This is a genomic window from Nonomuraea sp. NPDC005983 (assembly GCF_040614375.1).
Lineage (GTDB): Bacteria > Actinomycetota > Actinomycetes > Streptosporangiales > Streptosporangiaceae > Nonomuraea.
The window spans coordinates 76869-90343 of the sequence record NZ_JBEXUP010000020.1 but is presented as its reverse complement, the minus strand read 5'-3'; the positions used below and the strand labels follow the sequence as shown (position 1 = coordinate 90343).

Sequence of the window (13475 nt, the reverse complement as noted above, 5' to 3'; positions counted from 1 at the left end):
GCCCGCGCGATCCGTCCGGGGTCGGCCAGCCGCACCTCGTCCAGCGCCTCCAGGACGGCGGCCCGCAGCGCGGCCCCGCGCAGCCCGCGCCTGCGCCTGAGCGGCCCGGCGAGCTGCCCGCCGACGCGCATGAGCGGGTCGAGCGCGGTCAGCGGCTCCTGGAAGACCGTGGTGGCGGCCCTTCCGCGGACCGCGTCGAGCTTCCTGTCGGGGGCGCCGACGATCTCGGTCCCGTCCAGGACGGCGCTGCCGTGCGCGGTCAGGCCCGCAGGGAGGAGCCCCATGACGGCGAGGGCGGTGAGCGACTTGCCGGAGCCGGACTCGCCGATGAGGCCGAGCCGCTGCCCGCTGTCGAGCGTGAACGACACGCCGGAGACGAGGTCCCGGCCGTCGGCGTGGCGTACCGTCAGCGCGTTGACGTCCAGCAGGCTCATCGGCTCCTCCGGCGGGTCGGGTCGGCCAGGTCCCTGAAGCCGTCGGCGACCAGGTTTACGCCGACGACGAGCACGACCAGCAGCACGCCGGGAGCGATCGCGCCGGTCGGGGCGGTGAGGACGGTCGCCTGCGCCTCCTGGAGCAGGCGACCCCAGGACGCGTTCGGCGGGGGCGGGCCGAGCCCCAGGTAGGAGAGCGCGGCCTCGGCGAGGACCGCGAGCCCGAGCTGGAGGGCGAGGTTGACCAGCAGCGTCGGCCAGATGTTCGGCAGCACGTGCTCGGTCACCACGCGCGGCCAGGACGTGCCGGACGTGCGCGAGGCCGTGATGTAGTCCTCGGCGAGCACCCGCTTGACGAGCACCCTGGTCAGCCGGGCGACCACGGCCGACATGGCCAGCCCGATCGCCAGGATCGCCGACCCCAGCGACGCCTGCCGCACGGCCACCACCAGCATGGCCAGCAGCAGCGTCGGGAACGCGATGAGGATGTCGAGCACGGCCGAGATCGTGTCGTCGAGCCAGCGGGTGGCGAACCCGGCGAGCAGCCCGGCCGTCACCCCCAGCAGGCCGCCGACCAGCACGGACCCGACGCCGACCGTCAGCGCGATGCGGGCGCCGATCATCAGCTGGGTGAGCAGGTCGCGGCCGAGCTTGTCGGTGCCGAGCGGGTGCGCGCCGCCGGGCGGGGCGAGCCGCCCGCCCGAGGTGTCGGACGGGTCGTAGGGCAGCCAGACCACCGAGACGACGGCCACGGCCAGGACGGCGGCGACCAGCACGCACCCGATCGCGAAGGTGGGCCTGCCCTTCACGGCCTGCCTCCGCCCAGGTGCGCCCGCAGCCGCGGATCGACCAGCCGCTGGGCCAGGTCGGCGGCGAACCCGATCAGCAGCACCGCGAACGTGCTGACCACCAGGACGCCCTGGATGACCGGGTAGTCGTGCTCGGCGATGCCCTTGACCAGCATGCCGCCCAGCCCCGGCAGCGCGAAGACGCTCTCCACCACGACCGCGCCCAGGAAGGTCGTGGCCAGCTCGATGCCGAGGATCGAGATGACGGGCACGGACGCGTTGCGCAGCCCGTGCCGCCACATCGCGCCGACGAACGACGAGCCGAGCGCCCTGGCGGTCCGCAGGTAGTCGCTGCCCAGCACGTCCAGGGTGGCGGAGCGGACGTAGCGGATCAGCGACGCCGACATGACCAGCGCGATCGTGATCACGGGCAGCGTCAGTGAGGTCAGCGCGTCGGCCGGGTCCGCCCAGTCCGCGCGCGGGAACCCGCCCGCTGGAAGGACGCGCAGGTACAGCGCGAACACGGTGACGAGCAGCATCCCGGTCCAGAAGACCGGCACCGCGATGCCGAGCTGCGAGACGCCGCTGAGCAGCGGCCCGTACCAGCGGTCCGCACGGTAGGCGGCCAGGAACCCGACCGGCACCGCGACCAGCACGGCCAGCGCGAACGACAGCAGCGTCAGCGGCACCGTGACGACCAGCCGCGCGGCGATCTCCTGGCCGACGGGCAGCGTGCTGACGAACGACGTGCCCAGGTCGAGCCTGGCCAGCCCGCCCAGCCAGGAGGCGAACTGCTCCAGCAGCGGCCGGTCCGAGCCGATCTGGTGCCGGGCCGCCGCGATCTGCTCCTGCGTCGCGCCCACCGACAGCAGCGAGTTGGCCGGGTCGCCCGGCAGCAGCCGCAGCAGCACGAACAGCAGCGACGCCGCCAGCAGCAGCGACCCGAGCAGAAACGCGGTACGGCGCAGCAGATAGCGCCCCATCAGCCCTTCTTGATGCCGTAGGCGTAGAACTGCGAGTTCAGGCCGTTCACCGGGTAGCCCGACAGCTTCGACGAGGCGACGACGATCTGCGGGTAGAGGTAGAGCCAGTCGCTGGCCGCGTCCTCGGAGATCTGCCTGCCGACCTTCTTCAGCAGCTCGCTCTGCCCCTCGGTGGTGTCGGCCTGCTCGGCCTGCTGGACCCACTCGGTGACCTGCTTGTTGTCGTAGCCCCAGTAGAAGTCGGGGTCGCCGTACCAGACGACGTCGCGGTCGTTGACGTGCTCCTGCAGCGTCGCGGCGAAGTCGCGGTTCTTGTAGACCTTCGAGTACCACTCGTCGGCCGTGATGACGTTGATGTTCACCGTGATGCCGACCTTGGCCAGCTCGCTCTTGACGAACGTGGCGGCCGTGGGGTGCGGGTCGTAGTTCGGGGTGTCGAGGGTGAAGGTGAAGCCGTTGGCGTACCCGGCCTCGGCGAGCTGCTTCCTGGCCAGGGTCACGTCGTACGGGTTGACCTTGGTCAGGTCCTCGTACCAGGGGTCGGTCGGGGGCACCATCGAGCCGATCAGGCTGCCGTGACCGTCCCAGATCGACTGCAGGAGCTTGGCGTTGTCGATGGCGGAGGTGACGGCCTTGCGCACGAGCGGCTTGTCGAACGGGGCCTTCCTGTCGTTGAAGGCCAGCAGCAGCTTCGTGGTGGAGTGCCCGTCGTTGACCTTGAAGTCGGCGTTGCCGGTGAACTGGGCGAGTGCGTCAGGGCTCTGCTCGCTGGTGACGACGTCCACGGCGTCGGTGAGCAGCGCGTTGTTGAGCGCGGTCGCGTCGGTGAAGTAGTGGAAGACGACGCCGTTGTTGGCGGGCTTGGCGCCCCAGTAGGCGGGGAAGCGGTCCAGGCTCAGCGTGGAGCCGCGCTTCCAGGCGCCCAGCTTGTACGGCCCGGTGCCGTCCTCGGTGGTGGTCAGGTTCTTGGCCTGGGAGTTGATGATCCAGACGTAGCTGAGGTTGTAGACGAGCGAGATCGACTTGCTCGACAGCTTGATGACGACCGTGGCGTCGTCCGGGGTCTCGATGCTCTTGATCGGCTTGAAGCTGCTCTTGCGCGCCGACTGCGAGTCCTTCGCCGTCACCTTCTCGATGCTGTACTTCACGTCGGACGCGGTCAGCGGCTTGCCCGAGTGGAACGTGACGCCCTTGCGCAGTTTGAAGGTGTAGCTGAGGCCGTCGCCGCTGACCTGGTGGCCCTCGGCGAGCAGCGGCTCGACCTTGCCCTCGTCGGTCAGCTTGAACAGGCCCTCGTAGACGTTGCCGTTGAACGCCTCGGTCACGCCCTGCCCGCCGCCCGCGGTGTTGTCGAGGTTCTGCGGCTCGTACAGGGAGCCGATCTCGATGGTCGCGCCGGCGTCGGGCGTGGCGGCGGTGGGAGAACCGCCTCCGGTGCCGCATGCCGCGAGCGCCAGGGAGAGTGCGAGCGCGGCACCGACGATCTTGCTGGTCAACGTTTCCCCCGGTACGGAGATCAATACTAAATGGGTAGGTTTAGAAGACTACATGGCGTCCTGTGGCGGTTTATCTCCGGGCGGGATGGATATCCGTCTGCTCAGCAGCCGGAGGGCAACTGGGCTGAAGGCGGGCCTGGCCCTGCTGGCGACGTACGTGCTTGCAGGACGTCGGCGTCCGTTGGCAGGGGTCAGCGGCGGCGGAGGCGCCAGGCCGTGAGGACCGCCAGACCGGCCGCCGCCAGGCTGACCGCCCGGGTGAGGCGGACCGCCCGCCTGACGTCCCCGACCTCGGGCTCGCGGCCGTCGCCCATGGTGGGCCGGTGCTCGGTCCTGCCGCCGTACACGTTCGTGCCGCCCAGTGTGACGTCCAGGGCGCCGGCGAACGCCGCCTCGCACCGGCCGGCGTTGGGGCTCGGATGCCGGTGGCCGTCCTTCAGCAGGACGGCCAGCGTCCGCGCCCTGTCCCGGCTGAGGAGGACGGTCAGCACCCCGGTCAGCCGGGCCGGGACGTAGTTCGCGACATCGTCCAGCCTGGCCGCCGCCCAGCCGAACCGTTCGTAGCGGGGGGAGCGGTGGCCGATCATCGCGTCGAGCGTGTTGATCGCCCGGTAGGCCAGCAGCCCCGGCACGCCCGCGACCGCGCCCCAGAAGAGCGGCGCCACGACGGCGTCCGACGTGTTCTCGGCCAGCGACTCGACCGTCGCCCTGGCCAGGCCCTTCTCGTCCAGCTGCGACGGGTCGCGCCCGCACAGGTGCGGCAGCCGCTCACGGGCCGCCGCCAGATCGTCGTCCTCCAGGGCGCCCGCCATGATCGCCCCCTCGCGGGCCAGCGTGGTGCCGCCGAGGACGGCCCAGGTGGCGAGCGCGGTCAACGCCGTACGAGCCGCCGGGTCGGCGACCCGCTCCGCCAGAACGCCGAGTCCGGCCGCACCGCCCACACAGACGATGACGTGGACGGCTCCGCGCGGCTCGCTGTCGCCGTACAGCCTCTCCTCCAGCTTGGACGCGGCACGTCCGAACAGGGCGACAGGATGGCCCGCCCGCGGATCGGCGAAAACCGCGTCCAGCGCAACCCCCAGCGCCAACCCCAGCGCGCGATCAGACAAGATGTGCATGACCCTCATCTTCCTGCACATACCCGTATGAGACCGGCCGCGCAGACAGCCCGCGACTCGACCACACAGGAGAAGCCCACCTCCCGGCACATGTGGCCCGCCACCCGTCGGCGCAGGGTGAGACCTGCACGAACCGGGGCCGGAAGAGAGGCCTGGGGCTCGTCGCCCTGTGGGCGGGATGGATCAGACCAGATGCTTGCGAAGGTCGTCCTCGTGGGCGTCCAGCCAGGCTGAGGCGCGGCGGATGCGCTGGCCCGCGCCGCCCGCCCACATCCTGGCCCAGCCGCCGCCCGAGGCGGCGCGGGCATGCATGGCCGCGTAGGACCGGTGGAAACGGAGCCGCGACAGTTCGAGCAGGCGGCGGCGATCACGCGCGGCCACCCCGTAGGCGTCGCAGAACAGCCGCAACCGGGCACCCACGCTGACGTTCCGGTGGAGCGGATGGCGGTCGACGGGGTCGGCGATGGGGGCCCAGTGCCGGAGCGTGGTCACGATGTCGAACAATCGCGTGGTAGGCCGGGCCATATCAAAATCAATCATCGCCCGAGGACTTCCATCGCGAAAGATCACGTTATCTGTCGTCAAATCGCAATGACCGATGACTTCGGGCGATAAATCGTCATTTGAGCCGCCCTCCCAGCCGCCCGCATGCAGCGGAAAACCGGCCGTCGCATCGTGAAACTCCCGCAGCAACCCGGCAACCCCGGCCAAAGCCTCATCGGTGGCGGTCAGGAGCTTCAACCCGGTGCTCCCCGGGACATACGTGAGTATCTCCCGCCCCAGCTCATCCATGCCGACCACCCGCGGCGCACCTGCGAACCCCGCGGCTTCCAGATGGCGGAGCAGGGCGTGCACGGCGGGTGTCGACGGTTTCGCGGGCCTGCGCACGGTATCGCCGACGCGCACCACCCCGTCTGTCACGTCCCCGCCCTGCAGGGGAATTTCATGCAGGAGCGTCGCGACCATGCCAAGATAGTTTAGACCTATCTGTCCCACTCCCGCGCGTCGTTTTGGTCAGGCCACGAGGCGTGTCGGAAGATCCGGAGATCACCATCTCGGACAACTCGTGATCATGTAGCATCCGGCGAACGTCCCCGGAAATTTCCGACTATGGGAGCCTGTACCTGGGCCTGGGACTCGGTCAACCGCAAAGTTCACCAAGGCCACCGGCAGCGTCACCGTCTCACCCGACGAACGCTGGGTCGCCACCCAACCCGAGCGGACGACGCCGGGCGCCGTCCCGACGGTGTCGTTCCTGGACCGGAAGACCGGCAAGACGACGCAGGTCGAACTCCCGGTCCCCGCCAACCTCGACGACCAGGCCAACCCGTACCCCCAAACGCTCTGCCCACCTGGTCTCCGGACGGCCGCTCCCCGCTCGTCAACGTCTTCGAACCCGGCTTCGAGCCTCGATCGCAGGGGATCGTGCTGATCGACGTGCCCTCGCTGCAGCCCCGCTTCGTCCGCATCGGCAAGGCCCTGATCACGGTCGGCGGCTTCGAGGGAACCATGACAGCAAGGGGGGTCGTCGTCCGCTGGGGCAAGAACGGTGAGTCCTCCGTCCGCCAGTACGACCTCACGGGAGCCGTCAAGCGGACCTGGCACGTCCGAGGCCGGCCGGCGGGGGAGGGGCTGGGCGCCTTCACGCCGTCCGGCCGCCGCTTCGTCACGGCCTGCACCTCGCCGGAGAAGACGGCCTGCGTGTGGGACGCCAAGACCGGTAACGCGGTCACCCGGATCCGCCTGGGCTTCAGCCTGTCCTGGGCGCGGTGCTCGGCTGGTACGACGAGCAGCACCTGCTCGCGTCCACCGACAAGGGGGTGGGCGTCGTTAGGCTGACCGGTAAGGTCGTCCTGGTCACGACCGACAAGAAGCAGCACTTCTGCCCCTACTTCACCGCCCGCACCAACCACTGACCCCGCCCCTCGTGCCAGGAAACTCCAGCACGTCCGGAGCCGAGCCCCAGCCACGGACCCCACCAGCCGAACCCCCGCCGTAAACGGCCCTGCGAGCCCTGCGAGTCCTGCCTCCCGGGCTGACACTTCGAAAACGTGTGCATGACATGTCGCCGGATCATGCACAATAAGGCGGGAGCGCCCTTAGCTCAGCTGGATAGAGCACCGGACTTCTAATCCGACGGTCGCAGGTTCGAATCCTGCAGGGCGCGCAACCAAGACCAGGCAATCCACGGGTTGACCTGGTCTTTTGCATGATCGGCGGTCTTGGCCCGTAGGCAGTGGGAAGCGGCCGGAAGCAGCCCTGTGCCACTGGTCGCGGAACATACGCGGAATGCTCGCAGCCCCGTTTTCCCAGGTGGACGCGGCGGTTTCGAGGCCCGCAACGGCGAAAGGACCTCGAGGTTTCCCGGGGTCCTGCCGTGGGTGGTGGGGTCATGCCGCGAGCGCGTCCAGGATGCGCCGGTTGGCGACTTCTCGTTGGCTGTCGATGCACTTGGCGTGGACGCGGAGCATCACGTCTATGCCGTGGCCTGCTCGTTCGGCCGCTTCGGGAGCGTGTACGCCCGCGTTGAGCCAGAGCGAGACGGCTGCGTGCCGCAGGTCGTATGGCCTGCCCGCCAGGGGAGAGGCGGCCTGGTCGGGTGTGAGGGCGTACGTCCGAGCCTCCTGCCAGACCTTCGCGTAGGCAGATCCGGAGATCACACCGCCAGTGCGAGTGCGGAAGAGTCGGCCATCTTCACCGACGCCGAATGTGGTGATGTGCTCGTGGAGGATGGCCACCAGTTCGGGCGGGATGGGAACGGTGCGTGTCTGCTTCACGTCCCGGTGCTTCAGTCCGCGTTCATCGTGGGCCTGCCCGGAGTCGGTGAACCGCTTGTTGCTCTGGGGCCTGGTCTTCTCCAGTGTCAGCAGGCCCCAGCCCGTCGGGAGGTGGCAGTCCTTCTGCCGCAGTCCGGTCGCCTCTGCCGGGCGTAGGCCGCCGAAGTACATGCAGGCGAACATCGCGGCCAGCATCGGCCCGCGTGAACGGGCCACCGGGCTAGAGCCGGAGGCGTTGGGGTTCTCGCCCAATAGGCGGGGGTCAAGTCGGCTGATCGAAGCCGCCATGATGCCAGTAGACGCGCTACGGGCTGAGGCTGACCTGTACGGCACCATGGAACTCGCCCAACAGCTCCAGGCATCAGATGTTGGCGCCGGCACTCTCGAGGCCCTCGCTGAGGCCGTCGATCTGCTCTGCCGTGCCTACCCTGTGGTTCCCGCCCAGACTTTGCGAGACCGCACCCAGAAGCGACTCGCTCAGGTCAACCGCCTGCTGGGCGGGCGACTCACCCTTGTTCAGCACCGCGAACTACTCGTGATCACGGGGTGGCTCACGGCCCTGCTCGGATGCGTTCACTATGACCTTGGCGAACGTGAGGAGGCCGAGACTGCCCGCAGGGCCGCCTACGACATGGGCCATCAGGTCGGACACGGTGAACTCATGGGGTGGGCACACGAGATGTCAGCCTGGTTCGCCCTGGTCGAAGGCCGCTACGAAGACGTAGTCACAGCCGCCCGCATGGGTCAGGCAGTCGCCGGACAGTCGAGCGCCATGGTTCAACTCACCTTGCAGGAAGCCCGGGGGTTGGCCCGCATCGGCGACCGCCGCGAAGCCGACCGCGCTCTCACACGGGGGGGCTGACATTCTCAGCGCCCTGCCCATTCCCGAGCGTCCAGATCACCACTTTGTGTTCGACCACAGCAAGTGGGTCTTCTACGCCGCCACGTGTTACACGTGGCTCGCCGACGATGACCGCGCTGAAGAACACGCCCGCGAGACGATCCAGATGCACACTCGCCCGGATGGCACCTCCAACGCCCCCATGCGAGTCGCCGATGCTCATATAGATCTCGGCATCGTCCACGCCCGACGCGGAGACCTCGAAGCTGCCGTAGACGAGGGCATGGCCGCATTCGACATCGACCGACGATCGCTCACCGACCTCGTCAACCGCGCAGGAGACCTCGACCGCGTCCTACGCCAGCGCTACCGCCGCGAAGCACTCGCCGAAGAGTTCCACGAACGCTTTGTGACAGCCCGCAGAGCTCTCACCAGCCGCCGTCCGGAACTGCTCGATTGACGTTCATGCAGGCATGGTCAACTGGCCATCTGTCGCATTGCCGAGTTGTTCCTATAGGGATCAAGCGGCGGCGCGGCGCGCCGCCGTACTCGGCCCTTTGCCGCCCGCCGCCCGGGCGTGCGGCCTGGGGGCCGGTCCCGGACGGCGGCGGCCCGGGCCGGACCCGCCCCGGCCACCCACCGCAGCCAACCAAACCCGCCGACCCGGGCGCCACGCCACCGACCTTCGCATTGCCGCTCGGACTATTAGCATGCGTACCCTACGAAAGGAGCGGTCGGTGTCTCTTTCTCCCGTAGACGCAGCGTCCCTTACCCGATGCGAGGAACTCCTCCTGCAAAGCTTTGACGAGCTCAGGAACTCCGCCTCAATCGAGGTCTCAAAGGACGCGGTGGAGGTGGAGAGTAAGGCCCTAAACGGCGATCCCTCATCATCCAGCTTCAGTCGGCTGTCCAGCGACTGGCGCGGTACGGGGGAAGTGGAAGAGCTGTCCGGGGAGTTCCGGATCCCGCAGCTCTACCGCGCTATCACGAATCCGCCTCCTCCACTGGTCTGGAAGGGCATGCCCGATGACGAGCGCGAACTCGCCCACGAGTCCCGGGAGATCGACGGCACTCCACGTTCCGGCACGGGCGTAATAGTCACGGTGAGGCTCAGCACCCCGCCAGAAATTTGGCTTTGGTACCGAGGGCAGCCCATGCAGATGGACGTAGACTATCTCGGCTACCTAGAGGCCCTGGCCCTCACTAAAGGGACACACGGATGGCAGTATCTGTTCACTGACCTCAGCTTCTCCGACCCTGATCTCTATTACCTTCCCGAAGCCATGAATGCTATGCTGCATCACTTTCCTAGGCTCTTCCCGCAGTATGACTACACACCGTTGCGCGAACGCCTCGAAGAGCGCCTTTAGGGTTGTAGATGTATATCTTCCGGACGAGTGCCGAGGTCCGCAATGATGGATGCCTCCGGCGTAGCCGAGGTGTTCCGGCTTATGGGCCTTGGAGCGGCACCGGCCAGGAGCCATTCCGGCTTTGGCGCCCTTGGGCTGCACGCCGTAGCGCAGCCAGTTCGGGCAGGCAGGCGAGCACGGCTCGAAGCACAGGGCGTCGACGAAGAGGGCTGCGTGCTCCCGCTGGGCCTCGCCGTCGAGGGAATGTCCCAGGCCTTTGGTCAGGTACTTGGACAGGTAGCGGATGCACTGGTCGGCGTCTGGGGTACCGGCGAGCACGCCCTTGACGTCCACCTGGTCACCGAAGCGATGCGCGATCTGTCCATGGACAACGCCGTCACGGTAGACCGCCCATAGATACCCATCGGTGTAGAGCACATTGGGCAGAAGCTTGAGCTTCTCCCACTGTTCTCGTTCATGCTTATTCGGTGACCAAGCACCAGGAACGCCTCGGCCCGGCGCCTTGAGCTCCAAGTAGCCCGTTCGCGCTCCCGCCACGTCAATGGCGTAGTCGGGACGAACGCCTAAAGAGGAAAGTGACGCCTCGCCAATGGGTACGACCTCGACTCCCAGTGCCTCCGCCATATCTGACAGCAGGCCTTCCAACGGAGCCCGGAGCTGGTTGGCCACGACGCCTTGCCGAATTGTGCTCATAGGTATCAAGCGCGGCGCTGCGCGCAGCCACGCGGCCTGGGGGCCGTTCTCGCGCGCGACGCGCGCGGGCCGCGCTCAGCTCAGCACTGCCCTATGCCTCAAGCACTCGCCAGTCTTCTGCCCACCAGCCATCACCGCTGGTGTCCTGCACTACCGACACGATCACGTCATCGACAATCTCAATGACAACCATCTCCCACAGGAGGCCGCCGAAGTCGTGCGTGCCGCAGTGCCTACACCCCTCCAGGATGCCCTGAGCAAGCACACGGTGATGGCCGCGTTCACCCTCCACGGCCCATATGAACTCCCAGTTCAGATGCTGACCAACCTCATAGTCAATGAGGTCTGTCGCTCCGAACCTGAACTGCGCGGTCCAGGTACCAGCCACTCCGCAGTTCGGGCAAGTGAGCGGCTCGGGCAACTTCACCCTGTTGAACAACCCCATAGCTCATGCTCCATGCGCGCCCTCTGACCTGCCAACTTCTTTTCGCCTCCGGCGGGGGCACTCCGGCTCCGGGATGATCGCCGCGTGATCCACAAGTCCGCAGGTGGCTGAGGCGGAAAGCCTGATCATCCCGTCCGCCATCGCCCCGAGACAAGCCGAGCAGACCAGGGCCACGGGGACAAGGTCGTTCGTCCAGTGGGGCGCTCCACCTTGTCCCCGTGGCCCTGGCCCGCTTCCCCTTCGGGCGGGACGACGGCAGACGGGATGATCAAAGGGCGATCTGTGCACGATGCGGCACAATCGGATCGTGTATCCGGCGGAGATGGAAGTCATGGCCAAGGGCACTTGGAGACTCCTCCGCGAGGCGCTGAGGTATCTGAGCCTGTCCTCATCGGAGCAGATCGAGTGGATCGACTCGGTGGAGGTTGGCGCCGATGAACTCGCGCTCCAGTTTGATGATGGCCATCTGCCCTCGTGGTTGGTGCGGGAGGCAGGCTGGCTCAGCGACGAGTTGGCCGGGCACCTCGAGGAGGTCAACCAGCTTTCCGATCTAACAGACGAGGGTCCGGCTCCTTGGAGCCCCGGAGGACTCCGGAGACATCCGACCTGGGAACGGATAAGGGGCCTTGCGCGAGATGCTTTGAATCTCATGCCTCCTGAACCGTGGATCGGCAGCTCAACCCCTTGATCGTCGTGCCATTAACCCCGGTGACGAGGGGTCAACCACGGTCACTCACGACCGGCCCGAGACCATCGGCGACCAGGGAACTCGGGGTCGAGAGCCCGTGATAGCTGCAATTCCCAAGCTGACAGCGCGGGTTCGATTCCCGTCACCCGCTCCACGTTCGAAGCCCCGGGTCAGGACGCTAATGCAGACTCGGGCCTTGATCATTTTGGGTGATCTCCATCCCCCGTCGCGAGCGTTCTCACGGGCGGCACATACTAGAGGGGATGAAGCCAGCCAGCGGTGCGTCCCGTCGCCACCTGCCCACAAGTCCCTTCAAGCCCCCGCCCCCCGCCCCGCCTGCCGAGCGGTTCAGCGTGAACGACCAAGTGACCCATGATCGGTATGGTCTCGGCGTCGTCATCGCTGTAGAAGACGAGATCGCTGTGCTCGTCGATTTCGGATCGCGGCAGGAACGAATCACTACACCGTTCAACAAGCTGTACAAACTTTGAGACCGCTGTCACACGGAGAAAGCACACAGCGCGAGCACTTCCCCGCCAGCGTTTAGCTCGGCCGAGTCGGCGTGGACCCGTGTGGGGACGTTCCTTCCTGCGCCCGGCCATACGAGCACAGGTATGTCGCGAGGAAGCAGAAGCCATGCCCCCGTGCCCGTTGCGTGCCCGTCAGAGAGGAGACCAAGAAGGACTCACAGGGGGCCGTGGCTACCCACCCCGCTCCCCTACAGGTCATGGTTCTCCCACGTCGGCAGCCACGTGGCGTTGCGACTTCCCAAGCTGACAGCGCGGGTTCGATTCCCGTCACCCGCTCCACAACGAAGGCCCAGGGCAGGGCTGACATAGTCGAAGCTCTGAAATTGGCCGCGGATCGGCGCGCCTTTCTCAGGCGACTTTCCAGGTTCGGTCGCCGAGCGTAGCAACGAGATCCAAGTGATCCCCGAGTGCAGCGATGTACTCTCGTACGACGTCGATGCCGGACACCTCGCCATGCTCAATCTTGGAGATGCGAGCTTGGCTGACTCCCAAGGTGTGGGCGAGTTCAGCCTGGGTGACACCGGCGGCCTGGCGGATCTCGGCGAGCTGGAATCCGCGGACGTACGCTTCGCGGCGTTCACGCGCGACGGCTTCCCCGGCAGCGCGTTCCGTCTCGTCTCGCGGGTCGAGCGCTGCCGCCTTGGCCTTGACATCCGACCACTTGCTGTACCGAGTGCTCATCGCTCCTCCTGCTCCTCTTGGTTGAGCGTGATCAGGTGCTGGGCGAATCGTTCATCAGCCAGCGGTATCGCAGGCGCGGTTCAGGAGTCAGGCGCGTCATTCGTGAGCGGCTCGCCCTCCTCCAGGTTGTCGAGGATCTTGGCGGCGAGGCCGGCGAACTGTTCGAGTTCCTCGGGCGTCAGGCGGTCGACGAATAGGCGCCTGACCTCCTGAGCGTGGCCGGGCACGGCCTTCCTGAGCGCGCTGAGTCCTTCCGTGGTGAGCACGGCGTGGATGCCGCGTGAGCCGCACGGCTCCCTGGTGACCAGCCCGCGCCTGCTCATGCGGGTGAGCTGGTGGTGCATGCGGCTCTTCTCCCAGCCGGCGGTCTGGGCCAGCTCGTACGAACGCATCCGTCTACCGGGCGCCTCCGCCAGCAGGACGAGCACGGTGTAGTCGGCGTTGGACAGGCCGCTGGTGGCCTGCAGTTGCTGCTCGATCCGTGCTCGCAGCAGCTCCACCATCCTGAAGGACGTCCGCCAGGCGTGGAGTTCGCGTTCTGTCAATCCAAGCTGCGCCATGACATCACCCTACCAGTGAGTTGACACATCTACTCGATGTCGTACTCTCTGAGTAGACACATCAACTCGAT

Annotated in this window: 16 protein-coding genes, 1 tRNA gene and 1 pseudogene; 7 read left to right on the top strand and 11 right to left on the bottom strand. The window is 67.3% G+C overall.

Translation table 11 applies throughout. The features are described from left to right. The 6 genes from ABZ297_RS12615 to ABZ297_RS12590 form a co-directional block, all read right to left on the bottom strand. Window positions 1-434: ATP-binding cassette domain-containing protein (locus ABZ297_RS12615; RefSeq protein WP_355343794.1), on the bottom strand; the 434-nt coding region annotated here is incomplete at its 3' end. Next, window positions 431-1243, bottom strand: a complete 813-nt coding sequence (locus tag ABZ297_RS12610) for an ABC transporter permease (protein WP_355343791.1) — start codon at window positions 1241-1243, stop codon at window positions 431-433. The genes ABZ297_RS12610 and ABZ297_RS12615, both read right to left, overlap by 4 nt. Continuing rightward, on the bottom strand, window positions 1240-2205 hold the full coding sequence (locus ABZ297_RS12605; protein WP_355343788.1) for an ABC transporter permease: 966 nt from the start codon (window positions 2203-2205) through the stop codon (window positions 1240-1242). Before ABZ297_RS12605 ends, ABZ297_RS12610 begins: the two co-directional genes overlap by 4 nt. Beyond that, complete coding sequence (locus ABZ297_RS12600; RefSeq protein ID WP_355343785.1) at window positions 2205-3701, bottom strand: ABC transporter substrate-binding protein; 1497 nt, start codon at window positions 3699-3701, stop codon at window positions 2205-2207. Before ABZ297_RS12600 ends, ABZ297_RS12605 begins: the two co-directional genes overlap by 1 nt. A gap of 191 nt (window positions 3702-3892) precedes the next feature. Next, window positions 3893-4819, bottom strand: a complete 927-nt coding sequence (locus ABZ297_RS12595; RefSeq protein WP_355343782.1) for a cobalamin biosynthesis protein — start codon at window positions 4817-4819, stop codon at window positions 3893-3895. A 183-nt stretch (window positions 4820-5002) separates the two neighbouring features. Further along, complete coding sequence (locus ABZ297_RS12590; RefSeq protein WP_355343779.1) at window positions 5003-5785, bottom strand: phosphotransferase; 783 nt, start codon at window positions 5783-5785, stop codon at window positions 5003-5005. Between the two features lie 459 nt (window positions 5786-6244). On the opposite strand from ABZ297_RS12590, the gene ABZ297_RS12585 reads away from it, so the two are divergent. Both ABZ297_RS12585 and ABZ297_RS12580 read left to right on the top strand, forming a co-directional pair. Then, a complete protein-coding gene (locus ABZ297_RS12585; RefSeq protein ID WP_355343776.1) occupies window positions 6245-6658 on the top strand; it encodes a hypothetical protein in 414 nt (137 codons plus the stop codon). Between the two features lie 254 nt (window positions 6659-6912). Next, window positions 6913-6986, top strand: a tRNA-Arg gene (locus ABZ297_RS12580). A gap of 223 nt (window positions 6987-7209) precedes the next feature. Here ABZ297_RS12580 and ABZ297_RS12575 read toward each other — a convergent pair. After that, window positions 7210-7884, bottom strand: coding sequence for a hypothetical protein (locus ABZ297_RS12575; RefSeq protein ID WP_355343773.1), 675 nt, complete (start codon window positions 7882-7884; stop codon window positions 7210-7212). On the opposite strand from ABZ297_RS12575, the gene ABZ297_RS12570 reads away from it, so the two are divergent. From ABZ297_RS12570 to ABZ297_RS12560, 3 genes are all read left to right on the top strand, one after another. Further along, window positions 7883-8458: a hypothetical protein gene (locus ABZ297_RS12570; RefSeq protein ID WP_355343770.1), complete on the top strand. Its 576-nt coding sequence runs from the start codon at window positions 7883-7885 to the stop codon at window positions 8456-8458. The genes ABZ297_RS12575 and ABZ297_RS12570 overlap by 2 nt on opposite strands. A 46-nt stretch (window positions 8459-8504) precedes the next feature. Further along, on the top strand, window positions 8505-8897 hold the full coding sequence (locus ABZ297_RS12565) for a hypothetical protein (protein ID WP_355343767.1): 393 nt from the start codon (window positions 8505-8507) through the stop codon (window positions 8895-8897). Window positions 8898-9174: 277 nt separating this feature from the next. After that, window positions 9175-9807 carry a hypothetical protein gene (locus tag ABZ297_RS12560; protein ID WP_355343809.1) on the top strand — a complete coding sequence of 211 codons (633 nt, stop codon included), beginning with the start codon at window positions 9175-9177 and terminating at the stop codon, window positions 9805-9807. Window positions 9808-9855: 48 nt separating this feature from the next. On the opposite strand, the pseudogene ABZ297_RS12555 reads toward ABZ297_RS12560, so the two are convergent. Together ABZ297_RS12555 and ABZ297_RS12550 are read right to left on the bottom strand one after the other, a co-directional pair. After that, window positions 9856-10431 (bottom strand): annotated as a pseudogene (locus ABZ297_RS12555) (replication initiator); the annotation flags it as partial. 160 nt (window positions 10432-10591) lie between these two features. Then, window positions 10592-10945: a hypothetical protein gene (locus ABZ297_RS12550; RefSeq protein ID WP_355343764.1), complete on the bottom strand. Its 354-nt coding sequence runs from the start codon at window positions 10943-10945 to the stop codon at window positions 10592-10594. Window positions 10946-11252: 307 nt separating this feature from the next. Between ABZ297_RS12550 and ABZ297_RS12545 the strand changes: the two genes are divergently transcribed. Continuing rightward, entirely contained in the window at window positions 11253-11633 is a 381-nt protein-coding gene (locus ABZ297_RS12545; RefSeq protein ID WP_355343761.1) for a hypothetical protein, read from the top strand. 263 nt (window positions 11634-11896) lie between these two features. Then, the gene (locus ABZ297_RS12540) at window positions 11897-12124 is read left to right on the top strand and encodes a hypothetical protein (protein WP_355343758.1); all 228 of its coding nucleotides are present in this window, start codon (window positions 11897-11899) and stop codon (window positions 12122-12124) included. Window positions 12125-12511: 387 nt separating this feature from the next. On the opposite strand, the gene ABZ297_RS12535 is transcribed toward ABZ297_RS12540, so the two are convergent. Then, window positions 12512-12844 carry a helix-turn-helix transcriptional regulator gene (locus ABZ297_RS12535; protein ID WP_355343756.1) on the bottom strand — a complete coding sequence of 111 codons (333 nt, stop codon included), beginning with the start codon at window positions 12842-12844 and terminating at the stop codon, window positions 12512-12514. Window positions 12845-12924: 80 nt separating this feature from the next. After that, the gene (locus tag ABZ297_RS12530) at window positions 12925-13404 is read right to left on the bottom strand and encodes a MarR family transcriptional regulator (protein ID WP_355343753.1); all 480 of its coding nucleotides are present in this window, start codon (window positions 13402-13404) and stop codon (window positions 12925-12927) included. Window positions 13405-13475 lie beyond the last annotated feature (71 nt).